28 protein-coding genes are annotated in these 26,170 nt (G+C 58.3%); 14 read left to right on the top strand and 14 right to left on the bottom strand.

All coding sequences use genetic code 11. The features are described from left to right. The first annotated feature begins 109 nt into the window (after positions 1-109). The 7 genes from ACR0DL_RS07965 (at position 110) to upp (ending at position 6,503) form a co-directional block, all read left to right on the top strand. A complete protein-coding gene (locus ACR0DL_RS07965; RefSeq protein WP_480688442.1) occupies positions 110-808 on the top strand; it encodes a hypothetical protein in 699 nt (232 codons plus the stop codon). Continuing rightward, positions 777-1,874, top strand: a complete 1,098-nt coding sequence (locus tag ACR0DL_RS07960) for a cupin domain-containing protein (RefSeq protein WP_480688440.1) — start codon at positions 777-779, stop codon at positions 1,872-1,874. The genes ACR0DL_RS07965 and ACR0DL_RS07960 overlap by 32 nt, the downstream gene beginning before the upstream one ends. 104 nt (positions 1,875-1,978) lie before the next feature. Continuing rightward, positions 1,979-2,371: a cytidine deaminase gene (locus ACR0DL_RS07955; protein WP_480688438.1), complete on the top strand. Its 393-nt coding sequence runs from the start codon at positions 1,979-1,981 to the stop codon at positions 2,369-2,371. A 4-nt stretch (positions 2,372-2,375) separates the two neighbouring features. Beyond that, the gene (locus tag ACR0DL_RS07950; protein WP_480688488.1) at positions 2,376-3,683 is read left to right on the top strand and encodes a thymidine phosphorylase; all 1,308 of its coding nucleotides are present in this window, start codon (positions 2,376-2,378) and stop codon (positions 3,681-3,683) included. Continuing rightward, the gene (locus ACR0DL_RS07945) at positions 3,680-4,891 is read left to right on the top strand and encodes a phosphopentomutase (RefSeq protein WP_480688436.1); all 1,212 of its coding nucleotides are present in this window, start codon (positions 3,680-3,682) and stop codon (positions 4,889-4,891) included. The genes ACR0DL_RS07950 and ACR0DL_RS07945 overlap by 4 nt, the downstream gene beginning before the upstream one ends. Continuing rightward, positions 4,888-5,874, top strand: a complete 987-nt coding sequence (locus ACR0DL_RS07940; RefSeq protein WP_480661522.1) for an adenosine deaminase — start codon at positions 4,888-4,890, stop codon at positions 5,872-5,874. The genes ACR0DL_RS07945 and ACR0DL_RS07940 overlap by 4 nt, the downstream gene beginning before the upstream one ends. Continuing rightward, positions 5,871-6,503, top strand: a complete 633-nt coding sequence (gene upp / locus ACR0DL_RS07935; RefSeq protein ID WP_170349314.1) for a uracil phosphoribosyltransferase — start codon at positions 5,871-5,873, stop codon at positions 6,501-6,503. Before ACR0DL_RS07940 ends, upp begins: the two co-directional genes overlap by 4 nt. Before the next feature lies 1 nt (position 6,504). Here the strand turns inward: upp and ACR0DL_RS07930 are convergent, their stop codons facing one another. After that, positions 6,505-7,521: a hypothetical protein gene (locus ACR0DL_RS07930; RefSeq protein WP_480661524.1), complete on the bottom strand. Its 1,017-nt coding sequence runs from the start codon at positions 7,519-7,521 to the stop codon at positions 6,505-6,507. Between the two features lie 150 nt (positions 7,522-7,671). Between ACR0DL_RS07930 and ACR0DL_RS07925 the strand changes: the two genes are divergently transcribed. From ACR0DL_RS07925 to ACR0DL_RS07915, 3 genes are all read left to right on the top strand, one after another. Further along, positions 7,672-8,598: a DMT family transporter gene (locus ACR0DL_RS07925; protein ID WP_480688434.1), complete on the top strand. Its 927-nt coding sequence runs from the start codon at positions 7,672-7,674 to the stop codon at positions 8,596-8,598. After that, a complete protein-coding gene (locus tag ACR0DL_RS07920; RefSeq protein WP_480688432.1) occupies positions 8,595-9,257 on the top strand; it encodes a sulfotransferase family 2 domain-containing protein in 663 nt (220 codons plus the stop codon). Before ACR0DL_RS07925 ends, ACR0DL_RS07920 begins: the two co-directional genes overlap by 4 nt. A gap of 149 nt (positions 9,258-9,406) precedes the next feature. Further along, positions 9,407-10,189, top strand: coding sequence for a Hint domain-containing protein (locus ACR0DL_RS07915; protein WP_367647914.1), 783 nt, complete (start codon positions 9,407-9,409; stop codon positions 10,187-10,189). Between the two features lie 66 nt (positions 10,190-10,255). Here ACR0DL_RS07915 and ACR0DL_RS07910 read toward each other — a convergent pair whose 3' ends face one another. From ACR0DL_RS07910 to ACR0DL_RS07875, 8 genes are all read right to left on the bottom strand, one after another. Next, positions 10,256-12,457 carry a 3-hydroxyacyl-CoA dehydrogenase NAD-binding domain-containing protein gene (locus ACR0DL_RS07910; RefSeq protein ID WP_480688430.1) on the bottom strand — a complete coding sequence of 734 codons (2,202 nt, stop codon included), beginning with the start codon at positions 12,455-12,457 and terminating at the stop codon, positions 10,256-10,258. Beyond that, the gene (locus ACR0DL_RS07905) at positions 12,450-12,938 is read right to left on the bottom strand and encodes a cupin domain-containing protein (RefSeq protein WP_480688428.1); all 489 of its coding nucleotides are present in this window, start codon (positions 12,936-12,938) and stop codon (positions 12,450-12,452) included. Before ACR0DL_RS07905 ends, ACR0DL_RS07910 begins: the two co-directional genes overlap by 8 nt. Next, entirely contained in the window at positions 12,938-14,149 is a 1,212-nt protein-coding gene (locus ACR0DL_RS07900) for an acetyl-CoA C-acetyltransferase (protein ID WP_480688426.1), read from the bottom strand. Before ACR0DL_RS07900 ends, ACR0DL_RS07905 begins: the two co-directional genes overlap by 1 nt. Before the next feature lie 11 nt (positions 14,150-14,160). Beyond that, complete coding sequence (locus tag ACR0DL_RS07895) at positions 14,161-14,799, bottom strand: glutathione S-transferase family protein (RefSeq protein WP_480688424.1); 639 nt, start codon at positions 14,797-14,799, stop codon at positions 14,161-14,163. A 277-nt stretch (positions 14,800-15,076) separates the two neighbouring features. Beyond that, the gene (locus ACR0DL_RS07890) at positions 15,077-15,289 is read right to left on the bottom strand and encodes a hypothetical protein (RefSeq protein WP_480688422.1); all 213 of its coding nucleotides are present in this window, start codon (positions 15,287-15,289) and stop codon (positions 15,077-15,079) included. 55 nt (positions 15,290-15,344) lie between these two features. Next, complete coding sequence (locus ACR0DL_RS07885; RefSeq protein WP_480688420.1) at positions 15,345-17,126, bottom strand: acyl-CoA dehydrogenase C-terminal domain-containing protein; 1,782 nt, start codon at positions 17,124-17,126, stop codon at positions 15,345-15,347. A 46-nt stretch (positions 17,127-17,172) separates the two neighbouring features. Next, complete coding sequence (locus ACR0DL_RS07880; RefSeq protein ID WP_170349298.1) at positions 17,173-17,574, bottom strand: MerR family transcriptional regulator; 402 nt, start codon at positions 17,572-17,574, stop codon at positions 17,173-17,175. A 289-nt stretch (positions 17,575-17,863) separates the two neighbouring features. After that, a complete protein-coding gene (locus ACR0DL_RS07875) occupies positions 17,864-18,232 on the bottom strand; it encodes a MerR family transcriptional regulator (protein ID WP_170349296.1) in 369 nt (122 codons plus the stop codon). 113 nt (positions 18,233-18,345) lie between these two features. Here ACR0DL_RS07875 and ACR0DL_RS07870 point away from each other — a divergent pair, with 113 nt between their 5' ends. From ACR0DL_RS07870 to ACR0DL_RS07860, 3 genes are read left to right on the top strand one after another with little or no spacing between them, the layout of a single operon-like run. After that, a complete protein-coding gene (locus ACR0DL_RS07870) occupies positions 18,346-18,765 on the top strand; it encodes a PaaI family thioesterase (RefSeq protein ID WP_170349295.1) in 420 nt (139 codons plus the stop codon). Then, the gene (locus ACR0DL_RS07865; RefSeq protein ID WP_170349293.1) at positions 18,765-19,283 is read left to right on the top strand and encodes a PaaI family thioesterase; all 519 of its coding nucleotides are present in this window, start codon (positions 18,765-18,767) and stop codon (positions 19,281-19,283) included. The genes ACR0DL_RS07870 and ACR0DL_RS07865 overlap by 1 nt, the downstream gene beginning before the upstream one ends. 3 nt (positions 19,284-19,286) lie before the next feature. Then, entirely contained in the window at positions 19,287-20,606 is a 1,320-nt protein-coding gene (locus tag ACR0DL_RS07860) for an MATE family efflux transporter (RefSeq protein WP_480688418.1), read from the top strand. Here the strand turns inward: ACR0DL_RS07860 and arsC are convergent. Genes arsC through ACR0DL_RS07840 form a run of 4 tightly spaced genes read right to left on the bottom strand, consistent with a single transcriptional unit; the run spans position 20,603 to position 22,762 of the window. Further along, positions 20,603-20,944, bottom strand: a complete 342-nt coding sequence (arsC, locus tag ACR0DL_RS07855) for an arsenate reductase (glutaredoxin) (RefSeq protein WP_480688486.1) — start codon at positions 20,942-20,944, stop codon at positions 20,603-20,605. The genes ACR0DL_RS07860 and arsC overlap by 4 nt on opposite strands. Further along, positions 20,941-21,999, bottom strand: coding sequence for a quinone-dependent dihydroorotate dehydrogenase (locus ACR0DL_RS07850; RefSeq protein ID WP_480688416.1), 1,059 nt, complete (start codon positions 21,997-21,999; stop codon positions 20,941-20,943). The genes arsC and ACR0DL_RS07850 overlap by 4 nt, the downstream gene beginning before the upstream one ends. Next, a complete protein-coding gene (locus ACR0DL_RS07845) occupies positions 21,996-22,427 on the bottom strand; it encodes a DUF1330 domain-containing protein (protein WP_480688414.1) in 432 nt (143 codons plus the stop codon). Before ACR0DL_RS07845 ends, ACR0DL_RS07850 begins: the two co-directional genes overlap by 4 nt. Further along, on the bottom strand, positions 22,424-22,762 hold the full coding sequence (locus tag ACR0DL_RS07840; protein WP_170349283.1) for a DUF952 domain-containing protein: 339 nt from the start codon (positions 22,760-22,762) through the stop codon (positions 22,424-22,426). Before ACR0DL_RS07840 ends, ACR0DL_RS07845 begins: the two co-directional genes overlap by 4 nt. A gap of 109 nt (positions 22,763-22,871) precedes the next feature. On the opposite strand from ACR0DL_RS07840, the gene ACR0DL_RS07835 reads away from it, so the two are divergent. After that, positions 22,872-24,449 (top strand): bifunctional metallophosphatase/5'-nucleotidase, encoded by a 1,578-nt coding sequence (locus ACR0DL_RS07835; RefSeq protein ID WP_480688412.1) that lies wholly within the window; start codon positions 22,872-22,874, stop codon positions 24,447-24,449. Between the two features lie 63 nt (positions 24,450-24,512). Here the strand turns inward: ACR0DL_RS07835 and ACR0DL_RS07830 are convergent, their stop codons facing one another. After that, positions 24,513-26,165 (bottom strand): tetratricopeptide repeat-containing sulfotransferase family protein, encoded by a 1,653-nt coding sequence (locus ACR0DL_RS07830; protein WP_170359249.1) that lies wholly within the window; start codon positions 26,163-26,165, stop codon positions 24,513-24,515. Positions 26,166-26,170 lie beyond the last annotated feature (5 nt).

Raw genomic sequence — 26,170 nt, 5'->3', positions numbered from 1 at the left:
CTTAATTCGGCAAACAAGGCCGTTTTGTCGCTGAGGTTGCTTTCCGTGGCAAAAGACTTAAACTCCCGCGACTTTCGAACACACCCCCTTCTGGACCGAGAATAACAGCATGCGCTCTAAAGAAAACGGCGAGGTTGATAAGACCCTATCGCTGAATACCGGCAAGTTTGGAACTGAACATTTTGCGTTTCGCACAGCCCTTGTTCTGGCCATGTTGGTATTGTGTGCGATTTCAGTGTGGCCGATGCAGGCCGAGGCATTCAACCAGGAAGGCGGTCTGATCGAAACGGGCTCGGCCGCGGCATTGCTGGTGGCTGGTATCGCCGCATTGGTACGGTATCGCGGGATCAGCCGGTTATACATCGGCGTGGTTCTGCTGCTGTTGGCGGAACGAGAGCTTGAGGCTGATATTTATGCCGTAGACAGTGTTCCGTACTTCATTCTGCACGGGATGGATGTTCTTCTGGATATGACGATTGTGCGTGTAATTCTGGCGGTTATCGTGCTGGGCGGGGTCGTCTGGCATGGAGTGCCAAATGGGTGGCGGGCACTAAAAGAACGGGCGCCATTTCTGCTGGTGTTCTTTCTGGCGGGTATGTGTGCCGTCGTGGCGCAGGGTCTGGAAGAGGTCAGCAGCGCCTTGGGTGACCAGATGACGACCATCATGGCAACTCGCCTATTCGTGCTGGAAGAAACGCTGGAGATGTTCTTTTCGATTGGCATTTTGGCCGCCGTTCTGATCGGATGGCCAAAATCCAAACCCGATGGAACATCAGATGAGCAAATCCCAAACTCGGACATGCGCTGAAATCCGCCTGCCCACGCAGGAACTGCGCAATGACATCCCGTTTTATACAAAGGTTCTGGGGATGCGGATGGACATGATCTATCCCGCCGACGATCCGCGCACCGCCGTGTTTTCCGGCCACGGCCTGCGTGTGCGGATCGAAAAAGACGCGCCCGAGTCCCCCGGCACGTTGCGCATCCTGACAGACAACCCGGATGAATTTGCAGGTGGCCAGCGCAATCTGGTGGCCCCCAACGGCACACGGATCGAGATTGATGAGTTGAACCCGCCAATGGTCATGCCGGAAACGGTGCATTCTTTCGTGGTGCGCCGGCTCAAGGATCAGGCCCCGTGGATCATCGGGCGGGCCGGAATGCATTACCGTGATTTGGTGCCAGACCGGTTGGGCGGATCGATCATCGCCAGCCATATCCGCATTCCTGACGGCGGGCCGGTGCCGGACATGGTGCATTTTCACAAGGTCGGTTTTCAGCTGATTTTCTGCATCCACGGATGGGTGGATGTGGTTTATGAGGATCAAGGCGACAAGATGCGCCTGACCGCGGGCGATTGCTTTATCCAGCCGCCTGAAATCCGCCACCGCGTGCTTGAGGCCTCGGACAATGTGCAGGTGATCGAAATTGGTGTCCCCGCAGAACACGTCACCGAAATTGATCATGAAATGGACCTGCCCACGCCCCATTACCGCCCTGACCGGGAATGGCAGGGTCAACGGTTTGTCTTCAATCAGGCCGAAGGGGCCGAATGGGCCCCGTTCCGCCTGCCGGGTTATATCTGCCGCGACACAACGATTGCCGAGAACACCAAAGGCATCGCCGGGGTGCAGGTCGTGCGCAAGGGGCAGGGTGATCCGGTTTGGGCTGCACACAACACCGATATCCATTTTACCTTTGTCATGGGGGGCGAGGTCACGTTGGAGGGCGAAGGCCGTAATCCCTATCGGCTGGAGCAGGGCGACGCCTTTGTCATCCCACCCGGCATGCGCACACGTCTGTCCGACCCGTCCGAGGATATTGAACTGCTCGAGGTCACCTTGCCCGGTACGTTCAACACAACGCTGGACTAAGAGGATTTTGGCCCAGGAATCTGCTGTCCGGGGCTTCAACTCCCCGGTCGGTTTCATTTAGGGTATGACTTTCTGACCAGATGATCAAAAATTGGGGAATCGCCATGACTTTGAAAGATGCAGCACTGTCTGTCCGGGAAAAAGCCTATGCGCCCTATTCCAATTTCAAGGTTGGGGCAGCGATCCGAGCAGCGTCGGGCCAGGTATTTGCAGGCTGTAACGTCGAAAACGTAGCCTATCCCGAAGGCACCTGCGCCGAGGCTGGTGCCATCGCTGCTATGGTCGCGGCAGGCGAACAGGAATTGACCGAAGTCTACGTGATTGCCTCCTCGCCGCAGCCGGTACCGCCCTGTGGGGGGTGCCGACAGAAACTGGCCGAGTTCGGCAAGCGTGACGTCAAGGTGACCTTGGCCAGCGTCGATGGCGCCGAACTGGAAACCACCATCGGTGACCTTCTGCCGGGTGCATTTGACGCCTCGCACATGGCGGATGTCTGAGGCTATGGACGCCCGTTCGATCATTGCCAAGTTGCGCCGCGAACAAGTGCCCAGCGCGGAGGAACTGACCTGGTTCGCGCAGGGCCTTGCCGACGGTGGTGTCAGCGACGCCCAGGCCGGGGCCTTTGCCATGGCCGTCTGCATGGGTGGGCTGGGCGCGCAGGGCCGCGCCGATCTGACGGTGGCGATGCGGGACAGCGGAGACGTTCTAAGCTGGGATTTCGATGGCCCGGTAATCGACAAACACTCGACCGGAGGGGTCGGCGACAGCGTCAGTTTGGTGCTGGCCCCAGCGCTGGCCGAATTGGGGGCTTATGTCCCGATGATCTCAGGCCGTGGGTTGGGTCATACCGGCGGTACGCTGGACAAGCTTGAGGCCATTCCGGGCGTCAGTACCCAGATCGGGCAGGATCGTCTGACCCAGATCCTGCGCGATACCGGTGCGGCCATTGTCGGGGCGACCGGGCAGATCGCGCCTGCGGACAAGCGGCTTTATGCGATCCGCGACGTAACGGCGACGGTGGAAAGCCTGGACCTGATCACCGCGTCGATCTTGTCCAAGAAACTGGCGGCGAGCCCCGAAGCTTTGGTGCTGGACGTCAAGGTGGGCAGCGGCGCGTTCATGAAAACGCTGGAAGACGCCCGCAAGCTGGCAAAGGCCCTGACGGAAACTGCAAATGCAGCAGGGTGCCGGACGTCGGCGGTGATTACGGACATGCACCAACCATTGGCTCCGGCGCTGGGCAATGCGTTGGAAGTGGCCGAGGTGATGAATGTCCTGACCCACGACCATTACGCTCCATTGGCTGAAATTTCGGCGGAACTGGGCGGGGTTTTGCTGGCCGATGCCGGTATGTTCGCAAACGCCGATGAGGGGCGCGACAAGATCACCGGTGTGATCCGCGATGGCCGTGCGGCGGAACGGTTCGGCCGTATGATGGCCGCCGTGGGCGGGCCGCTACAGTTTGTAGACAACTGGTCACGCTACCTGCCCGAAGCAAGCGTGATCCTTGAAGTTCCGGCACCGGATGCGGGCTACATTGCGGCAATCGACGGTGAGGCGCTGGGCCTCGCTGTGGTCGCCTTGGGTGGTGGGCGGCAGGTCGAAGACGACGTCATCGACCCCGCGGTTGGCCTGTCGGGCATTGTTCGTCTGGGGGACAAGGTCGACAAAGGCACCCCCTTGGCCGTGGTCCACGCAGCCCGCGAAGACGCGGCACGACAGGCGGCCGACACGGTCCTGCGGGCCATCACGATAGGCAAAGACACAGCCATGACCCCAACGCTTGTGCATGAAAGGATCAGGCCGTGACCCGTGCCTTTCTGGTGGTGATGGACTCGGTGGGCATCGGCGGCGCGCCGGATGCGGACCGCTTTTTTAACGGAGAAACCCCCGATACCGGGACCAACACGCTGGCCCATATAGCTCAGGCCTGCGCTGACGGGCGGGCGGAAGAGGGGCGCTCAGGACCTCTGCACCTGCCCAATCTGGATGCGCTGGGATTGGGGGCCGCGGCGCGCCTGGCCTCGGGCGCAGAAACGCCCGGATTGCAGGTCACTCCCGCAGGTCTATGGGGCTGCGCGCGCGAGCATTCACCGGGCAAGGATACGCCTTCGGGACATTGGGAACTGGCCGGGCTGCCGGTGCCGTGGGATTGGTACTATTTCCCGGATAAAACGCCGTCCTTCCCGCCTGATTTAGCGCGTGCCGCCGCCGAGGCCGCCGGAACCGGCGGCATTCTGGGTGATTGTCACGCATCGGGTACAGCGATTATCGCCGAACTGGGGGTCGAGCATATGCGGACCGGGTGGCCGATCTGCTACACCTCGGCCGACAGCGTGTTTCAGATTGCGGCGCATGAGGAAAGCTTTGGCCTCGACCGTTTGCTGCAGATGTGTAAGGCGCTGGCACCCCGTCTGCACGAAATGAAAGTTGGGCGCGTTATCGCGCGACCCTTCGTCGGATCGCCAGAAGACGGGTTCACTCGCACCACTAACCGCAAGGATTTCGCCATCCTACCACCCGCGCCAGTTCTGACCAACTGGGCACAAGATGCCGGTCGGCGCGTGCATGCGGTGGGCAAGATAGGTGACATTTTCTCGATGCAGGGGATCGACACTTTACATAAGGGCTCGGATGCCGAATTGATGGGGCATTTGTCCGATCTGGTTGATGACGCCGAAGAGGGCAGCCTGACCTTCGCCAATTTCGTCGAGTTCGACAGCCTTTACGGCCACCGTCGCGACATCAGCGGCTATGCCCGCGCGCTTGAATGGTTCGATCGTGAAATCGGCTTGATCCTGCAAAAGCTGCGCCCCGGAGATCTGATGCTGCTGACCGCTGATCACGGTAATGATCCCAGTTGGATCGGCACGGACCACACACGCGAACAAGTGCCTGTTCTGATCGCAGGGCAAGGTGCAGGCCAGATTGGTGCGATCAATTTCGCCGACGTCGCCGCCAGCATCGCACACCACCTGAATATTCCGGCACAGGGGCCAGGGAAGAGTTTTCTATGACCGTCGCAGACTTGCCAAAGATCGAGCTACACCTGCATCACGAAGGCGCGGCCCCGCCCGCCTTTATCCGCCAGTTGGCGCATGAAAAGCGCATTGACCTGAGCGGAATTTTCAAACCGGACGGTAGCTATGACTTCCGCGATTTCGCCCATTTTCTCAGCGTCTATGAGGCCGCTTGCGAAGTATTGAAAACCCCCGAGGATTTCCGCCGTCTCACCCTCGCGATCCTCGAAGAAAGTGCGGCGAATGGTGTAGTGTATTCCGAAACCTTCCTAAGTCCTGATTTCTGCGGTGGCGGGGATTTGGATGCTTGGCGCGATTACCTGAGTGCTATTCAGGACGCGGCGGACGAGGCTGAGCGCAAGTTCGACATCACCTTGCGTGGCGTCGTCACCTGTGTCCGCCATTTTGGGCCGGAGCAGGCCAAGATCAGCGCCCATTGCGCTGCAGAAACCGCCGGAGATTGGATTACGGGTTTCGGCATGGGCGGTAATGAGTCTATTGGCACGCAGAGCGATTACAAATGGGCCTTTGACTGCGCGCGCGAGGCCGGGTTGCGCCTGACCACCCACGCCGGAGAGTTCGGCGGCCCCAAAAGCGTGCGCGATGCGATCCGCGATCTGGGGGTGGAACGGATCGGTCACGGTGTCCGTGCCATCGAAGACCCGGACCTGATCCGCGAGTTGGTCGACCGTGAAATCACGCTCGAGGTTTGCCCCGGATCAAATGTGGTTCTGGGCTTGTTTCCCAATTTCGACGTCCACCCGATTGCGAAACTGCGCGATGCAGGTGTCAAAGTCACCGTTTCCACCGATGACCCGCCGTTTTTCCATACCACCATGCGGCGTGAATATGAGATGCTGGGCAAAGCCTTCGGTTGGGAGGCCGAGGACTTTGCCGCCCTGAACGACACGGCCCTTGCGGCTGCCTTTTGCGATGATGACACCCGCGCGCGGGTCAAGAAAAGACTGGAGAGATCATGAGCGAACACCTGACCGTCGTTGACCACCCGCTGGTGCAGCATAAACTGACGCTCATGCGGGACAAGGGCACGTCCACTGCCGTTTTCCGGCAGTTGCTGCGCGAGATCACGCTGCTGCTGGCCTATGAGGTCACGCGCGAGCTGAAGTTGACCACACGCCACATCGAAACCCCGATGGAGGAGATGGACGCCCCCATTCTGGCCGGCAAGAAACTGGCGCTGGTGTCGATCCTGCGCGCCGGGAACGGGATGCTGGACGGGGTGTTGGAATTGATTCCCTCGGCCCGCGTTGGGTTTGTTGGTCTCTACCGGGATGAGGAAACGCTGAAACCGGTACAGTACTACTTCAAAGCCCCCGAAGGGCTGAAGGACCGTCTGGTCATCGCCGTTGACCCGATGCTGGCTACCGGCAACAGCTCGGCCGCAGCGATTGATTTGCTGAAAGAGGCCGGGGCCACCGATATCCGGTTCCTGTGCCTGCTGGCCGCACCCGAAGGCGTGGAGCGCATGAAAGAAGCCCACCCGGATGTCAAAATCGTCACCGCGGCATTGGATCGGGAATTGAATTCAAAAGGCTATATCATGCCTGGTCTCGGCGATGCGGGTGACCGGATGTTCGGCACCAAGTAAGCTATTCGCCGCAGATATTTTGCAGCCGGACCCAATCGCGGTCCGGCAGTACCTGTTGCAAGGGTCGGCCCGCCATCGGGTCGGCCTCGATCAGGCCCAGAACCGTCTCACCCGTGACATCCACGGCATAGGCGTATGGTGTCGACGGTAGCGCGGCCTGGGCGAACACTTCTAACAGATCATCCTCGGGCAGGGACGGGCGGGGTTCGGACAGAACCTGTTCGGTGTAAGCGTCGATATTCGCCGGCGTCAGCTCTCCGGTCGTCAACAAGCGGAAAGCCGTTGTGGCGCCGGTGCTGTCCAGCAGATCATCCAACGGGTCCTGCGCTTGCGTGCGGGCACGTTCGGCGATGACGTAGCCAGCTGCGACCGATGGGTCCTCGTGATCTTCGACCAGCGCCCGGTTCAGCAAAACGATCCCACCCGGCAGGCTAAGGCTTGTCTGCACGCCTGCGGGCAGAATGACGATTTTCCGAACGCCGGTGCGCGCGGCCAACTGATCAAGCGCTGCCTGCGCATCTTCGGACGTACAGGCCCGCCCCGAGACCCGCTCGATCCGCTGCAGGATGGTATTCCCGATATCCGCGCGTTTGATGTCAGGCACAACCGAGACGACATGGTTTTGCAGCGCAGCCGGCATCCACAGCAGCAACAGCGCGGCAACGGCGGCCACCACACCCGCAACACTGAGCCAACGCAACCGGCCGGGATGCGGTCGCGCCCGGTCGATGGCGCGCTGCAGGCGGTCGATGGCCTCGATCATCGTGGTCTCAGTTTCCTCCAGCTCCAGCGTTTCGTCCGGGTCACCGTCGGGGTTGAACAGGGCCGGAAAATCGCCGGGGTTCTGGCGCACCAACGCGGCCAGGGACCAATGAGTCAGCGCCTGTTCGTTGAAGTCCGAGATCGTCAGCGTGGCCTCACCAATCGACACCACCACCTCGCGCCGCTGCACATCGGGCGAGGGACGCCACAGACCGGTCGCTTCGATCCGCTGGTACTGTTTAAGTGCTGTCTTCAAGGTGAGGAATGCTCGTACTTATTTTGTTTCAGCTTAGCATGGTAAAATCCAAAGGCGCAAACCTGTTGCGCGCCGATTTGTAATTGTGCTGTATATCGCGACGCGCGGCAGATCAGAGTGTCACGCACCACTTTGCTACTGGGGTGCAAAATGCAGGCAGATACTCAGACCTCACCGATATTGGCCTCGGTCCTGATGGTCGGCGCCATGGCGATCCTTGGGGTCATCGACAACGTGGTGATCTTATTGGCCGAAACGATCGGACTGTGGCAGTTTCACCTGATCCGCGCCCTGATGATGTTGCCTCTGATCGTCGTCCTGTCTTTGTTGGGAATGGGCAGCTTGCGCCCGCGGCGGTTGGGGCCAGTTTTTCTGCGCAGTGTTCTGATTACACTGGCTATGCTGTTCTATTTTGCCTCACTGGCGCTGATGCCGATTGCGCAGGCACTGGCGGGCCTGTTCACATCCCCGATTTTTGTGATGTTGATCTCGGCACTGGCAATGGGGCAGAGGATCGGCCCCTGGCGCATTCTGGCAGTTGTAATCGGGTTCTCGGGGACCTTGTGCGTATTGCAACTCAACCCTTATGAGTTTGACGCCAAGACGCTGCTACCAGTGGCCGGAGGGTTATTTTATGCCCTCAGTTCCCTCGTCACACGCAGCCACTGCGCACAGGAAAGCACAGTCGCCCTGTTGGCGGCCATGATTATCACGCTTGGGCTTGCTGGGGCGATTGGGTTGGCTGTGTTCTCGTTCGTGCCACATTCCTTCCCCGACGGGTTCGTAACGCGCGGTATGGTCTGGCAGATGCAACCCGCGTTGATCTGGGTCGTCATACAGGCGGTCGGCTCAACCATTGCAGTCTTCATGTTGATCAAATCCTATCAGATCGGTGAGACCTCTTACGTAGCTGTGTTCGAATATTCGGTGATGATTTTCGGCCCGCTATTCGCCTGGGTGGCACTGAGTCAGACGATTGGTGTCATGCAAATTTTGGGGATTGGCTTGATCGCGGCAGCGGGTGCGTTGCTGGGCTGGCGCTCAAAGCGCGCGGCCGCGCTGGGAGAGGCGGCGTGATCATCTCGCCTGGGCGCGGCTATGTGTTCGTTCATATTCCCAAAACCGGCGGCACGTCTTTGGCGCAGGCGCTGGAAGCACGGGCGATGAAGGATGACATCCTGATTGGGGATACTCCCAAAGCTGTGAGGCGCCGCAATCGGGCCAAGGCGCTGAAGGGCAGGGGAAGGTTATGGAAACACTCGACCCTGACCGATATTGACGGAGTTCTGTCGGTCCCTGAATTGCAGGCTCTGACCACTTTCACTATGGTGCGCAACCCGTGGGATCGGATCGTCAGCTATTTTCACTGGCTGCGAGTGCAAGGCTTTGACCACCCGGCGGTTTCGCTGGCAAAGGCTCTGACTTTTGACCAGTTTGTCTTGCACCCCGATACGACACAGTCATTCCGACGGAACCCGGCGCGGCACTATATGACCCGTGCGGATGGAGTCGAACAATGCCGGTTCTACATTCGGCTGGAATACTTCGATCAGGACGCGGCCCCATTGTTCGACCATTTGGGTTTTCACCTAAGCTTACCCAGGCTCAATCGATCCGAGCGATTGGAAGATTACCGCGAGTATTATTCGGATCAGACCGCCAATGCTGTGGCCGAGGCCTGTGCTGAAGACATCGTTAGATTCGGCTATGCATTTGATGCAATTGGCCGCGCATAGTTTCCAATTCGAGCCCAATTTTGTTAATTTTCGCGGTGTTGTTTGGGTGTAGGTCGTATATCGACCCCGAAATGGCCCAAATCTGGCCGTAATATGTCAAAAATAAGTCATCCTACTTAATCCTGTGTTAATCATCGAACGTAGTTGTAGTGAGTAAAGAGTGGGTTCGGTTCTTGTTGAAAGTAGAGAGTGTCATTGATTTTGCAGAGCGTTCTGAGTACCAGGGCACCGCTGAACCGCAGGCCGCGTTGAACGCACGCCGGGGCGGTCTGGTACATGGAACCAAGGTTGCAACCAAAGGTGGATGGAAACTGGTAGAAGAGCTTCAGGTTGGCGACCTCATTCGTACATTGGACAATGGTTTCAAGGCGATAAATCGCATTGCGACGGATTGCATTACGGTGCCGCCCGATGAAACCAATGCTGATAGCATGCCGGTGCGCATACCTTCACATGCGGCCTATAATGGTCGGCCGGTCTGGCTGATGCCGGAACAGGGCGTGGCGTTGGATAACACCAAGCTGGACCATGATCCGATCGCGCTGCCGGTCAGCCTGCCTGTTGTTTCGGCAAGGTTGCTGAGCGGCATGTTTCGCATCACTTCGAATGTGCCTGCGTCCTGTTTCGATATCAGCACCCTGTTCTTCGATCAGGATGAGGTGATCTATATCGAGGGCGGCTTCCGGGCCTTCTGCCCCTCGGGGCGTTTTGGATCACGTAATGTCCCTGGTAGGGCGTCATATAAGGTTGTCTCGGCCGAGGCCGCTGCGGATTTGATCTATCTGACCGGAAGACGCCGGGATATTGCCGTTCTGGCCAATTCACTGGGCTCGCTGCCTGCACCGATCTTTGATCACCCGATTGTACCGACCAGACCGGCCAGAGGCGCACGTCGTCCTGGGCGCCCGGGACGGCCCGTCATGATGATCTGACTGGGAAGCTGTATCTGAGACTGCAAAGTAACGCTGGCGCATGGGGGCATGCGCCAGCGTTTTTCTTTAGGCGGCTTTTGCTTCGGGGTTGAAGCGGCCGTAGAAGGATTGGCCTTTCTCAGCCATCTCACGCAGCAGCGGTGGGCAGGCGAAACGTTCGCCATAGGCCTGGGCCAACTGATCACAGCGCTCGGCCGCGTACGGCGTGCCGATGATGTCCAACCAGCTGAGCGGACCACCCGACCAAGGCGCAAAGCCCCAACCAAGGATCGCGCCCACGTCACCTTCGCGAATGTCTTCCAGAACACCTTCTTCCAGCGCGCGGACCGCTTCCAGAACCTGTGCGAACATCAGACGTTCCTGCACTTCGATCAGGTCAGGCTGGTCTTCCGCATGGGGATATTTCTCTTGCAGGCCTTTCCAGTATTCGACGCGCTTTCCCTTGTCGTCATAGTCGAAGAAGCCCGCATTTGCCTTGCGACCCAGACGACCCTGTTCTTCCATCCAGAAGATCAGATCGTCCGAGGGGCTTTCCGGGTAGGCATCGCCCATCGCCGCCTTGGTCGCGCGGGCAATCTTGGCCCCCAGATCGATCGAGGTCTCATCGGTCAGCTGGATTGGCCCCACCGGGAAGCCCAACTGACGTGCGGCATTGTCGATCAGCACAGGGTTTACACCCTCAGCGATCATCCGAACCCCTTCGTTGATGTAAGGAATGATGCACCGGTTGGCATAGAAGAAGCGCGCATCATTGACCACGATCGGCGTCTTCTTGATCTGACGTACATAATCCAGCGCCTTGGCCACCGCGCGATCCCCGGTTTCCTTGCCCTTGATGATTTCGACCAGGAACATCTTCTCGACCGGTGAGAAGAAGTGGATACCGATGAACTGTTCAGGCCGCGAGGATGCTTTGGCCAGATCGGTGATCGGCAGAGTCGAGGTGTTCGAGGCAAAGATACAATCCTCGGGGATGATCGCCTCGACCTTCTGGGTCATCTCGGCCTTCACGCCCGGGTCTTCGAAGACAGCTTCGATGATAAGATCGCAGCCCTTCAGGTGATCAAGATCCGGGGTCGCGGTGATGCGATCCAGCATGGCCTCTTTCTTTTCAGCCGTGACCTTGCCGCGCTTCATACCCTTGTCCAGATAGCTCTCCGTATAGGCCTTGCCCTTTTCAGCGGCTTCCTGATCGCGGTCGACCAGAACCACTTCCATACCTGCTTGAGCGCTGACCAGTGCGATACCAGCCCCCATCATACCAGCGCCCAGAACACCGACCTTATTCACGCGCTGATCGGGCACATCCTTGGGACGCACCGCGCCTTTCTCCAGTGCCTCTTTGTTCAGGAACAGCGACCGGATCATTGCCGACGATGACGGGTTCATCAGGATCGAAGTGAACCACCGCGCCTCGATCCGCAGGGCGGTGTCGAAATCGACCAGTGCACCTTCGTAGATCGAACTCAGCAATGCTTTGGCTGCCGGGAAAGCACCCTGAGTCTTGCCGTTCACCATGGCGTTGGCACCGACGAATGTCATGAACCCGGCAGGGTGATAGGGCGCACCACCGGGCATTTTGTAGCCCTTGGCATCCCAAGGCTTGACCAGATCGGCGTCCTTGGCGTTCAGAACCCACTCTTTCGCCGCAGCAACCGGGTCGTCCGACACAGCGTCGATCAGCTGCGCGCCTTTGGCCTTGGCCGGGTCCATCATCTTGCCTTCCAGCAGGACCGGGGCCGCTGCCATCGCGCCAACCATACGGCTGAAACGCATGGTGCCGCCGCCACCGGGGAAGATGCCAAGCATGATTTCCGGCAGACCAATCTTGGCCTTGGGGTTCGAGGTCATGACGCGGTGGTGACAGGCCAGCGCGATCTCGGTCCCGATACCGGCGCAGGTGCCGTTGATGGCACAGGCGATCGGCTTGCCGCCCTTCTTGGTCTTGGGGTCCATGCCCGCCAATTCCATCTTGCGCAGGATGTGGTGGCCGCCCATGACGAAGTCGAACAACGCTTGCGCTGGTTCCTCGCCCGCTTCCTGACGGATGGTGGCCAGCGTGTTCAGGTCCATACCGCCCGCGAATGAGCCTTCTTTGCCCGAGGTGATGACGATACCTTTGATCTCGTCATCGTTCAGGGCCTGATCGATCAGTTGGCTGACCTCCTGAAAGGCCTCGCGCGTCAGCACGTTCATGGATTTGCCCTGGGCATCCCAGGTAACAAAGGCGACGCCGTCCGCGTCTTTGCTCAGAGTGAAATCAGTCATTGTCATCTCCAATCTGGTCAGCCGTCAGCGGGCTGCCATCCTTGCGGGTGAAGGCGAATCCGTTCTCGTCATCCTTCACCATCATGTCTATGTCGCTGTAATAGCCGGTCTCGGTCGGGGTCCGTGTGCCCACCACCAGAAAGGTCGCGGGCGCACCGGTTTTGTTCACAAGGTGGTGGCCGTTGGCCTCACCTGCTGGCCAAGCGGCGCAATCGCCTGGCTGCAAGTCATGCTCGCCATCGTCGTCGATCAGTGTGCAACTGCCACTGAGGATGATGGCAAACTCGTCCTGCTCCATATGGTAATGGCGCAGCGAGGACATACCCTGCGGTTCCAGCCGCACGATGTTGACACCGTATTGGGTCAGCCCGCCCGCATCGCCCACACGCTGCACAAAACGACCGGCGGTCGCCTGCGCCAGTTTGCCGGGATAAGACGAGCCCCCCTGGAACGGGATCTGTGAGAGGTCCAGCTTGGGCATCAGACACGCTCGATAATGGTTGCCGCACCCATGCCGGATGCAATGCAGAGCGTGGCCAGACCGGTTTCCTTGTCCTGACGCTCCAACTCATCCAGCAACGTGCCGATGATCATTGCACCGGTCGCGCCCAGCGGGTGACCCATCGCGATTGAGCCGCCGTTTGGATTAACCAGAGCAGGGTCAACGTCAAATGCCTGCTGGAACCTCAACACGACCGAAGCGAAGGCTTCGTTCACTTCGAACAGGTCCAGATCGCTGATCTTCATGCCGTTATCGGCCAGGATCTTTTCGGTCACCGGAACCGGGCCGGTCAGCATGATGGTCGGGTCGGTGCCGATCTTTGCGGTCGCCTTGATCCGGGCGCGCGGTTTCAGGCCGTACTTATCACCGAATTCCTTGTTGCCGATCAGTACAGCGGCAGCGCCGTCCACAATGCCCGAGCTGTTGCCCGCGTGGTGGATGTGGTTGATCCGCTCAAGATGCGGGTATTTCAGCATCGCCACTTTGTCGAAGCCGGGCATCTGCTCACCCATCATCGCGAAGGATGGGTTCAGCGAGCCGAGGCTTTGCATATCGGTTCCGGGGCGCATGTACTCGTCGCGGTCCAGAATGGTCAGGCCGTTCTGGTCCTTGATGGTGATGACCGATTTCTCGAACCGGTTGTCTACCCATGCCTCTGCTGCACGTCTCTGCGATTCCACCGCCAGCGCGTCGGCGTCGTCGCGGCTGAAACCATACTCGGTCGCGATGATATCGGCCGAGATACCCTGCGGCACGAAATAGGTGTCCATCGCCAGCGTCGGATCAACGGCAATCGCGGCACCGTCACTGCCCATGGCCACACGGCCCATCATCTCAACACCGCCTGCGATATAGGCTTCGCCAGCGCCGCCCTTGACCTGGTTTGCCGCCAGGTTCACGGCTTCCATCCCCGAGGCACAGAAACGGTTGATCGCCAAGCCGGGAATCGATTGATCCAGATCGGAGGCCAGCACGGCCGATCGCGCTAAACAGCCGCCCTGTTCCATCACCTGTGTGACGTTGCCCCAGATCACGTCCTCGACGGCGTGACCTTCGAGGTTGTTACGCTCTTTCATCGCGTTCAGGGTCAGGGCGGACAGGCGCACCGAGGTAACCTCGTGCAGGCTGCCATCCTTGCGGCCCTTGCCGCGCGGGGTGCGCAGGGCATCATAGATATAAGCTTCGGTCATGGGTCTTCTCCTTAAGCTCGATCCGACGGGTTGCCGGGCATCAGGTCATAGGGGTGTTTCCAGCCGGGCTGCTCGCTAAGGCGCGTCAGCCAGGCGTCGATATGGGGCCAGTCGGCGCGGTCAAAGCCGAATGGTTCGGGGTAATAGAGGTAGCCGCAGCAGCTGATGTCGGCGTTGGTCACGCCATCACCGACGATCCAATCACGGCCGTCCAAATGGTCGTTCAGGATTTGATAGGCCGCTTTCAACCGACCTTGGTTAAAGGCGATGACATCCGGGTTGCGGTGCTGTTCAGGCAAGAAGTTGATCAGAAAGCGGGTCATCCCGGCCATCGAACTGAGCTTGTGATTGTCCCACAGAACCCAACGGAAAATCTCGTAATTCTCGTCGCGATCGTTGCCGCCGAACTTGCCAGATTTCTCGGTCACATAGGCCTGAATGGCACCGGATTGCGTGGTGCGGAAATCGCCATCGATCAGAACGGGTGCTTCGCCCATCTCGTTGACGTCGGCACGGTATTCGGGTGTGCGGGTCTGGCCGTTGAAGAAATCGACAAAGACAGGCTCCCAGTCCAGTCCCGACATCTCAAGCGCCAGCGCGGCCTTATAGGAATTTCCGCTTTCGCCGAAACAGTGCAGTTTGATAGTCATGCGATCACCCCTCCCGTGGTGTGCGTGGTCAGGTCGGATTCGAGTATTTTTGAAAAGATGAAGACTTCGCGTTCACTATTTATCAACCTTGTTCCTTTGATATGGCCGAGCGGTACAGGCTGGAGAGCCGATGACCGTAAAAGGTGAAGTCGTCCCTGTCCTGAAGGTGAGTGCGCCCGGTGGCAGGGACGCATCACATTTTCATCTTTTCAAAAATACTCCCGCCGGAGACGCCCAACCTCGAGTTGAGCGCGAGCAAATATCTGTTGCGCCTTGATCATCGCTTGCGCGCCTCAAGCTCGGAATTGAATTCGCGCAGCCTTTGGGTCAGCTTGTCCTCATTGATCACACTGTTGAAATTCTCGAACAGAAAGGATAACGCCTCACCTTCGTCCAACCCGGCATCGCGCGCAAAGCCGCGCAGTTTGCGATAGCTGTCCTCGGTCATAGCGACCGGAAAGCGGCGGGTCAGGCGAAAACGTTTTGGCATTGTCTCTCTTTCGAAAGTCCGGCCTCGGGGGTAGGACCCCAAGGCCGGGTTATGTTCAGAAGTTAGCGGCCTCCAGCGCCATGACCGTTTCCGCGCCGGTCTGGATGCGCGCCAGATGCATGCCCGTGGCGGGCAGGCGGCGCGCCATGTAGAATCGACCGGTGTTGAGCTTGGTCTCGTAGAACTCTTTGTCCGACGCACCACCATCCAGCGCGTCCTGCGCCGCCTTGGCCATCTGCGCCCACATCAGGCCCAGGCAGACATGGCCGAACATGTGCATGAAGTCGTACGAACCGGACAGAGCGTTATTGGGGTTCTTCATCCCTTCCTGCATAAAATACATGCCGGCAGCCTGAAGGTCCTTGGACGCGGCCTTCAGCGGTTCGATGAAGGCCTTATCATAAGCCTCATCCTTGCCGCCGTTTTCCTTGCAGAAGGATTTGACCATCTCGAAAAACGCCATGACGTGCTTGCCGCCGTCCTGTGCCAGCTTGCGACCGACAAGGTCCAGCGCCTGAACGCCATTGGCGCCTTCGTAGATCATCGCGATGCGGGCGTCGCGGGTGTATTGCGACATGCCCCATTCTTCGATGTAACCGTGGCCGCCATAGACCTGCTGCGCCTGAACGGTCATGTCGTAGCCTTCATCCGTCAGGAAGCCCTTGATGACCGGCGTCAGCAGCGAGATCAGCCCGTCCGCGTCCTTGTCACCTGAGCGGTGCGCCTTGTCGATCATCGTCGCGCCCCAAAGGATGAACGCGCGGGCCCCTTCGGTGAAGCTTTTCTGATCCATCAAATTGCGGCGGATATCGGGATGAACGATCAGCGGATCGGCGGGACCGTCCGGGTTCTTCACCCCGGTGACATCACGACCCTGCAGGCGGTCCTTGGCGTATTCCAAGGCGTTCTGGAATGCAGCCTCGGCCTGAGACAGACCCTGCATGCCGACACCCAAACGCGCCTCGTTCATCATGGTGAACATGGCGCGCATGCCCTTGTGTTCTTCGCCCAGCAACCAGCCGGTGGCTTCGTCATAATTCATGACGCAGGTCGAATTGCCGTGGATGCCCATCTTCTCTTCGATCTTGCCGACCGAGACGCCGTTGCGCTCACCCAGTGACCCGCCTTCGTTCACGATGAACTTGGGCACGATGAACAGCGACACGCCCTTGATACCCTCGGGACCGCCGGGAATCTTGGCCAGCACCAGATGGATGATGTTGTCGGCCATGTCGTGATCGCCGGCCGAGATAAAGATTTTCTGGCCGGAAATCTTATAGCTGCCGTCACTCTGCGGTTCCGCTTTGGTGCGCATCAGGCCCAGATCGGTGCCGCAATGCGGTTCGGTCAGGTTCATGGTGCCGGTCCATTCGCAGCTGACCATGTTGGGCAGGTACTTGTTCTTCTGCTCGTCCGAGCCATGCGCCAGAATGGCCGAGGCCGCGCCATGGGTCAGGCCCTGATACATCGTAAAGGCTTGGTTCGCGCCCGAGAACATCTCGCCCACAGCCGTGCCGATGACGTAGGGCATGTTCTGACCGCCATACTCTTCGGGCATGTCGAGGCCGGTCCAGCCGCCTTCTTTCATCTGCTCGAACGCGTCCTTGAAGCCTGTGGGCGTGTACACGATGCCATTTTCCAACCGGCACCCTTCGGTGTCACCCACCACGTTCAGCGGGTGCAATACGTTGGTCGCGACCTTGCCGGCCTCTTCCAGAACGGCGCCGGTGAATTCGGCTTCCAGCTCACTATAACCCGGAATATCCGAGTCTGAGATTTTCAGAACATCGTGCAGAATGAACTGAGTGTCTTTTGTAGGCGCGTTATAGACGGGCATTTGAAGCTCCCTTAAATTCAGATGTCCGGGGATTGGTCCGCCAGAGTTACTCGGCGGCTTTGTTCTCGTTCTTCATCGAGGCGATGACTTTTTCGCCCCAGCGCAGCTGTTCTTTCAGATCGTCAATGGCTTGCGTCAGCTCTTCGCGGCGGGCTTCCATATCTGCCAGACGTTCCCGTGCGATTTCAAACGTACGGGTCATCTGGGTCATTTGCTGGTCGCCCACATGGTACAGGTCCAGTAGCTGCCGGATCTCTTCCAGGCTAAAGCCAAAGCGCTTGCCGCGCAGGATCAGTTTCAGGCGCGCCCGGTCACGTTTGGTGAACAGACGTTTCTGGCCCTCGCGGATCGGAAACAAAAGTTCCTTGGCCTCGTAAAATCGCAAAGTGCGCGGCGTGACATCATATGTCTCGCACATTTCACGGATGGTCATCAGATCTTCGGTCATGGTTTCAGCACTCTTGTCACTGGCGTCTATCAAAGTCAGTTGCGCAGTTGATGCGCACGTTACAACACGTAGATGACGTTCACGTAATGCAAACGCTACGTCACTATGAAAGTTGACGTAGCATCCTCTCGCGTCAAGGTGCGGATAACGCCCAATTGAAAACGTTACGTAACGGAATTTAGCTGTGGAGCGGGGGCTGACGCCTAACGGTCAGACAGTAATTCTGACGCAGCGCTGCGCTTGCAGAATGTTCTAAAGGTCAAGAGAGGCCAGTTGATCCTGTCGAAGATCAACCCAGAGATTTAGCGGTCTGGTCGCGCAGGCGTTGGAGTTCTTCCATCGCCTCGTCCAGTTGCTGACGCTGTTTTTGCAGTTCAGGCATCTGCCGGTCGGCCAGTTTTATAAACTCGGCCATTTGTGCCTGATCTCCCTGATCTTCATAGATCAGCAGCCACTGGCGAATCTCTTCCAGCGAGAATCCAAACAGGCGCCCACGCATGATCAGTTTCATCCGCGCGCATTCCCGCGGCCCATAATAACGCGAGCGGCCTTCGCGTTCGGGCTGCAGCAGTTCGATATATTCGTAATAACGCAAAGTGCGCTTGGTTACGTCGAACTCTTCGCACATCTCGTTTAATGACAAACGGTTGTCAGTCATTTGTTGTCTCCTCAGCAGCAAACTAGGGCGTCGTGGCGGCAAGCGCAACAGGCGGTCTTGCTCTTTTGCAAAGCGCAGGCTCATAAAGGACGGAATCCAAAGGACACGCATACATGGTCGACAAAGTAGAGATTGCCCGCCAGTTCATTGAGGCGATTCCGCATGCCAAAGCGCTTGGTCTGAAACTGACGACCATCAGCGATGGCGAGGCTGAAATTTCAATGCCGTATAATGCGGATCTGATCGGAGACCCCAGAACTGGCGTTATCCATGGCGGCGCTGTGTTTGCCGCCCTGGACACATGCTGTGGGGCGGCCGTTATGTCCCATCCGTCCGCTCCGGGCGGGACGGCCACAATTGACCTGAGAATTGACTATATGCGCGCAGCGACGCCGGGGCAGAGCATTACGGCGCGTGCGACCTGCTACCACATCACGCGCAATGTTGCTTTTGTTCGGGCAACCGCGATGGACGACGATCAAGAACGCCCGGTCGCAACAGCGGCAGGCGCCTTTACGGTGGAGGGATTGTAATGGTGCGTCCCCGACCCGAACCCATGCAGGTGGTCAAGCAACGTCGCGACGCGGCCCTGAAGGCGATTGTCGACGGAGTTCCTTACATCCGCTTTCTCAATATCACCTTCGACCGACGCGGCGATGAGCTGACTGGGGTGCTGAACTTTGACGACAAGCTGATCGGAAATCCATTGCTGCCCGCGCTGCATGGCGGGGTTACAGCCGCATTTCTTGAGGTGACGGCCGTCATCACGCTGAGTTGGGAACACTTCTTTCCCCGCATCGAAAGCGGTGAGATCGAGGCCGAAGATTTGTTCAAAGCCGATGCGGTGAGATTTCCAAAAACCGTTGATTTCACGGTTGACTACTTACGCTCTGGCTTGCCGCGGGATGCTTATGCGCGCGCCTTTGTCAGCCGGTCCGGCAGGCGCTATGCCTCGGTCCGGGTCGAGGCCTGGCAGGACAATCACGCACGACCCATCGCCCAGGCCACGGGGCATTTCCTGATGCCGCAGCCGAAAGCGGAAAGAGAGTAACCCGTGACGCAGCACGCCTCGGCACCCCTGACACATACGCGGGTGTTGAAAATCGCCGTTCCGATTGTGCTGTCGAATGCCACGGTTCCGATACTTGGCGCTGTGGATACCGGAGTAGTCGGTCAGATGGGGTTGGCTGCGCCCATCGGGGCCGTCGGTATGGGCGCGGTTATCCTGTCCGCGATCTATTGGATCTTTGGCTTTCTGCGCATGGGCACGACCGGTCTGGCGGCGCAGGCGCGCGGGGCAGGGGATGCGGCGGAAACCGGTGCGCTATTGATGCGCGGGCTGCTGTTGGGCGGCGCAGCGGGGCTGTTCTTTATTCTCACGCAAGTCGGGCTGTTCTGGGGGGCGTTTGCCCTGTCACCCGCCAGCCCCGAGGTTGAGGCGCTGACGCAGGATTACCTGCAAATCCGCATTTGGGGTGCCCCGGCAACCATCGCGCTTTTTGCCGTTACGGGTTGGCTGATCGCAATAGAGCAGACACGGGGCGTGTTCCTACTGCAGGTTTGGATGAACGGGTTGAACATCTTGCTGGACTTGTGGTTCGTGCTTGGGTTGGGCTGGGGCGTCGAAGGTGTGGCCATTGCTACCCTGATCGCGGAATGGACCGGGCTGGCGCTGGGCCTGTATCTGTGCCGCGAAGCGTTCACAGGGAATCAATGGCGCGACTGGCCACGTATTTTCGACACAGCGCGATTGCGCCGGATGATGCAGGTGAACGCTGACATCATGATCCGATCTGTTCTGCTGACGGGCGCGTTCACGACATTTCTGTTCGTTGGGTCCGATCTGGGAGACGTTAACCTGGCTGCCAATCAGGTCTTGCTGCAATTTCTTGAGATCACCGCATTTGCCTTGGACGGCTTCGCCTTTTCCGCCGAGGCTCTGGTCGGCAGTGCCGTGGGCGCGCGGAACCGGTCTCAGGTCCGGCGGGCGTCAATCATGGCGTCCCAATGGGGCGTAGGTGGGGCGTTCCTGCTGGGGGCTGTGTTCTATTTGGCTGGGCCTGCGCTGATCGATCTGATGTCAACCTCGGCCGAGGTGCGCGCGGCGGCGCGGGACTATCTGATCTGGGCCGCGCTGGCCCCGGCAATCGGGGTGGCAAGCTGGATGTTCGACGGCATCTATATTGGGGCCACCTGGACGCGTGCGATGCGCAACGCGATGGTTCAATCAGTTGCGATCTATGTGGCGGCCCTCTTCATACTGGTGCCGGCCTTTGGTAACCACGGCTTGTGGGCCGCGCTGATGGTACTGAACATCGCGCGCGGCGTCACCATGGGCTGGCGCTATCCTAGGCTTGAGGCGCAAGTGGCCTAAATCAGCGTAAGTAGGTTTTCGGGTGGGCGTCCGATGGCAGCCTTGTCACCTGCGATTGCCAGAGGGCGCTCGATCAAGATGGGGTTCTCTGCCATTGCGGTGATCAATTCATTAGCAGGGGTTGCTTTGGTCAGACCCAGTTCTTTGAACTTTTTCTCACCCGTGCGCATCATGTCTATGGCGTTGACGCCGAGTTTGCCCAGCACCGTACGCAGCTCATCGGTCGAGGGTGCGTCTTCCAGGTATTTCCGAACCTCGACCTGCGCGCCATTCTCTTCCAGCAGAGCCAGACCGGCGCGGGATTTCGAACAGCGCGGGTTGTGCCAATATGAAATCAAAGCCAATCCTTTCGTTTACTTCCAACTGCTTGCGCGACGTTGTTGAATCCATCTCGTTCCAGCAATTTATCGAGACCTTGCGCGATATCTGCGGCCAGAGAAATACCGCCATACACCAACGCGGTATAAAGTTGCACGGCAGATGCCCCGGCGCAGATCTTGGCATACGCCTGTTCCGCGCTGCTGATACCGCCCACGCCAATCAGCGGGATTTTGCTCTCGGTCAGCTGGCTCAGCTGTGCCAGAACACGGGTCGATTTTTCGAATAAGGGCGCGCCGGACAGGCCGCCGGTTTGACTCTTATGCCCACTGCGCAGCCCATCGCGGGACAGTGTAGTGTTGGTTGCAATCACCGCGTCAACGCCTGTTTCCTGCGCCACATCGGCGATGTCCTGCAATTCGGCCTCGGTCAGGTCAGGGGCAATTTTCAGGAAAATGGGTAAAGGCCGGGACAGGCCGTTGCGGGTTTCGATCACGCCGCCCAGCAATGCGCCAAGCGCGGCCTTGCCCTGCAGGTCCCTCAGTTTCTCGGTGTTGGGGGAAGAGACATTGACCGTGGCGAAATCCAGATGCTCGGCGCAATGGGCCAACACCTTGGCAAAGTCTCCGGGGCGGTCGTCACTGTCCTTGTTCGCGCCTAGGTTCAGCCCGATGATCGCATTCTTGGGACGGTCGGCCAGACGGCGCGCCATGACCTCCATGCCTTCGTTGTTGAAGCCAAAGCGGTTGATTGCGGCCTTATCTTCGGTCAGGCGGAACAGGCGAGGTTTGGGGTTGCCGGGCTGCGGGCGTGGTGTAACAGCGCCCACTTCGATAAAGCCAAAGCCTGTGCGTGAGAGGGGGGTCAAAACCTCTCCATTCTTGTCAAACCCCGCAGCTAGACCCACCGGGTTGGGTAGGTCCAGTCCAGCTACGTGAGTTTTCAGCCGCGGCGATGTGACCGGCCCGGGCATCGGGGCAAGCCCGGCCTTCAACGCCTTGATCGACATGCCATGGGCGGCTTCGGGGTCCATCTTGTGCAGGACCGCCAGCCCCAGTTTCTCGGTCAGTTTCATCCGAAAGTCTCTCCACCTTTGGCAGGGGCGCAGCGGATCAGGCGCGAAGTTGCAACCGCCGCCTGCCTGTGAATAACCGCAGCCTGATAATCCGGGTCGGTCACCATTTCCAAAAACGCATGTGCAGTCGGATAGCGGGCGATAAATACCTCATCCCAATCTTCTTCCTGCGGGCCGATCAGAGTGGTCTGAAACGCGCCGCGCCACAGGATCGACGCCCCAAGGCGCGCGATAATCGGGGCGGTTTCCGCGCCGTAATTTCGATAAGCCTGCGCGCCGGTCAGCCCGGCATCCGCCAGTTCGTGGCCCGTCGGGTATTCGGCCATGTCGCGAAACTTGACCAGATTCAACATCTCGATCGGATGATCACGGTCCAGCGCCTTGAACGCTTCAAACTGGGTGCGGTCAGGGTCGACAAAAGACCTCATTCCATCCCCTCGGGGAATTGGTGGGCTTGCCCGTCAAAAGGCAGGGGGCGCGACCAGACGACATCTGTCATGCGGATCTGCCGGTAAAGATGCGGGAACAAGGCGTCACCGCGCGAGATCTCCCATTTCAGATCATCGTCCATGGCATCGGCATCGCAGGCCAACAAGGTCAAACCTTCGACACCGGCAAAGTGTTTGGCTGCGGTCTCAGCCGCCTGTTGGGCGGTCGAGAAATGGACATATCCGTCAGACACATCAATCGGTGCGCCGTCCGAGGCACCCTGATCCTGCAGTGCGGCCCATTCCTCGGCCCTGAATATCTTGTAAATCAGCATGAGGTGGTGATGCCCCGCGTGACGGGCAGAATCAAGACGGATTTCCCCCTTTGACTCTTCTTGTTGGCGAGCGCACCATCACGCCAAACAAAAAACAAGGAGTATGAAGATGTTCACCCGCTTTTTGGCGTCTGCTGCAGTTCTGGGCCTGACCGCAGGTATGGCCGCAGCCGATTATAAATTGACGATTCTGCATACAAACGATTTCCACGCGCGTTTTGAGCCGATCAACAAATATGACAGCGCCTGTGACGAGGAAGATCAGGTCGAAGGCAAGTGTTTCGGTGGCTCTGCCCGGCTGGTTACTGCGGTGAATGACGCGCGGGCGCGGGCCGAGAACTCGATCCTCGTGGATGGCGGCGATCAGTTCCAGGGCTCTCTGTTCTACACTTACTACAAGGGCAAGGTCGCGGCTGAGTTTATGAACAAGCTGGGCTATGACGCGATGACCGTGGGCAACCACGAATTTGACGACGGCCCCGAAGTGCTGCGCGGTTTTATTGATGCGGTGGATTTTCCGGTTTTGATGTCAAACGCGGATATTGCCGACGAAGAGTTGCTGATCGACAAGATCAAGAAATCGACTGTCATCGAAGTGAGCGGGGAAAAGATCGGCCTGATTGGCCTGACACCGGAAGACACGCATGATCTTGCCTCTCCTGGTCCAAATATCAGCTTTTCTGATCCGGCCCCCGCAGTGCAGGCCGAAGTGGACAAGTTGACCGGCGAAGGCGTTAATAAAATCATCGTTCTCAGCCATTCTGGCTATGGTGTTGATCAACGCGTAGCGCAGGAAACCAGCGGGGTGGACGTAATTGTCGGCGGTCATTCGAACACTTACCTGTCGAACGTGTCCGACAAGGCAGCGGGTCCGTACCCGACCGTGGTCAACGGTGTCCAGATCGTCCAGGCCTATGCTTATGGTAAGTTTCTGGGTGAGTTGAACGTAACCTTCGACGATGACGGCAACGTGCTTGAGGCGGTTGGCGAGCCATTGATCATGGACAATACCGTGACCGAGGATCAGTCCGCGTTGGACCGTATCGCCGAACTGGCCGTACCGCTGGACGAAATCCGCAATAAGGTAGTGGCGAATGCAGCGGACGCCATCGAGGGGGACCGTTCTGTCTGTCGTGTTCAGGAATGTGAGATGGGCAACCTGGTCGCTGACGCCATGTTGGCACGTGTTGCCGATCAAGGCGTGCAGATTGCGATTGCCAACTCAGGCGGGCTGCGGGCCTCAATCGACCCGGGCGAAGTAACCATGGGCGAGGTGCTGACGGTGCTACCATTCCAGAATACCCTGTCTACCTTCGAGATCAGTGGTCAGGGGGTGATCGATGCGCTGGAGAACGGCGTAAGCCAGGTCGAAGATGTAAAGGGCCGCTTTCCGCAGGTTGCGGGTCTGACATTCATCTGGGATCCAATGGTTGCCCCGAACGAAGGGCGCGTGTCCGAGGTCATGGTTGCCGAGGGTGATGGTTTTGCGCCAATTGACCCGGCAGCGACATATCTGGTTGTGACCAACAATTATGTCCGCAACGGCGGCGACGGGTACAACATGTTCGAAGGCGACGACAAGAATGCCTATGACTTTGGTCCGGACCTGGCAGATGTCACGGCTGAGTACTTGGCTGAAAATGCGCCCTATCAGCCTTATCTGGACGGCCGTATCAAGCAGAAGTAACTCTGCGACATAGCAAAGAAAAAGGCCGCATCCCTGATGCGGCCTTTCGTGTTTCGGGCGCACTCAGCCCAAATCGTATTCGGGCCAGAGCGCGGGATCGAACCCGTCAAGCATGGGGCGTAGATGTTCGGACACGCTCTGCCATCCACCAATGGATTTGGTCGAGATCTTATTGCGGACCTGATCGATACTGGCCGTTCTGACCTGCTTGGTGTTTTTCTCGGGATGCATCATGGTTTCGTTCCATTCGATATCGCAGAACGCAGCAACCTGTTGGCTGTAGGTTTTCGGATCGGCCACTAATTTTTCATAAGGAACGGTCAGTATGCGATCACCGAACACGGTATCCCAATGTGCCATATAGCGGCGGTACATATTCGCCGAATGAGCAATGGCTGTCAGGTTCGACGCATAACGCATCCCACCAGCCGGGAACCGCCGGATCCATTTCGACAACCCCACATCACGGGGGTCACGTAGCATGTTGATGATCTTTGCATTGGGAAAGGCCGCCAACAAGAAACCAACAAGCTGATAGTTGTGTGGCATTTTGTCAACGAACGCGACCGATCCGTCAGGAATCGGTGGCATCAGTTCGCGGAATTGCTGCGCAAATTCAGTGGCTTTTTCAGCGTCAAAACGCTGATTGCCCAATTGGAATTCATGCGACAGGTCGGACGCCAACGTCAACTCACCACACCCGGCGATATCGGGCGCCGAACTTAGCATCATCTCCATCAACGTGGTGCCCGAACGGGGCTGACCCAGAACGAAGATCGGAACCGGCCCATCGCTTAGTCCGGCTGCCCGTAAATCGGTTCCAATGGGGAACAGACCGGTGATCTGGTTCAGCTTTTTCTCTTCCTCAGCGGCGTCGTACGGGTTGCTATCGTGTTGTACCTTGTTGGCTCGCACAAATTGAGGCATGGCGGCATTTAGATCGTCAATTACCGAGATCAGGTGTGCCTTGGCGAACTCCAACTCTTGATAGTCTTCGTCCTTGTTGGCGATTGCGGTCTCGACCGCCTCCATCAGTTTCGGGCCGTCATCCTTGGAGGTTACAAGGGACAACTGCAGCAAAGCGCTCATGTTTTCGGGATCTGTTTCCAGAATACGCTGCAAGATTTCCTTTGACCCGTTTTTGTCACCGCTTTGGTGCAAGTTCACGGCCTTTGCGAAAGCAATCTTTATGTTTTCCGGTTCCAACTCAAAGGCGCGAGAAACATCGCGCGAGTGGTCCTCGACAAATCCAATTTTCGAATAGGCACGGGCCCGTTTGCCCAGAAGGTTCACATCGTCGGGTTCGGCTTGCAGCTTCTTGCTCGCATGTTCAATGACCAGGCGCCAGTTGCTGCCTTTTAGGTGAATCTCATCCAGGACGCGGTTCAGTTCTTTGTTGTTTGGGAACTGTTCCAGCTTTTGTTCAGTATATTCCAGCGCCCTGGGGATCTGTCCGGTCTGCATAAGCGCATTTGCCAGGTTCTCCACGAATTGAGGGTCGTCTGGCTTTATTCGTGACGCTTCGACGAAATGCGGAATAGATTTCTTGTATTGCTTCATTTCGGTCAGCACAAAGCCCGAGATGGCGTGGAAATCAGAATCCTTGGGGAATTTCTTAACGCCCAACTGTGCCTTCTTCAGCGCCTGTTGCAGCTTGCCTGCTTCCAAAGCAGCCACCGCCTTGCCTTTGAGGGTATTCGCTGTTTGATTTTGCATGTGAC

It is taken from the genome of Ruegeria sp. BB5, assembly GCF_056539405.1.
This window is presented reverse-complemented; position numbering and strand designations above follow the sequence as displayed.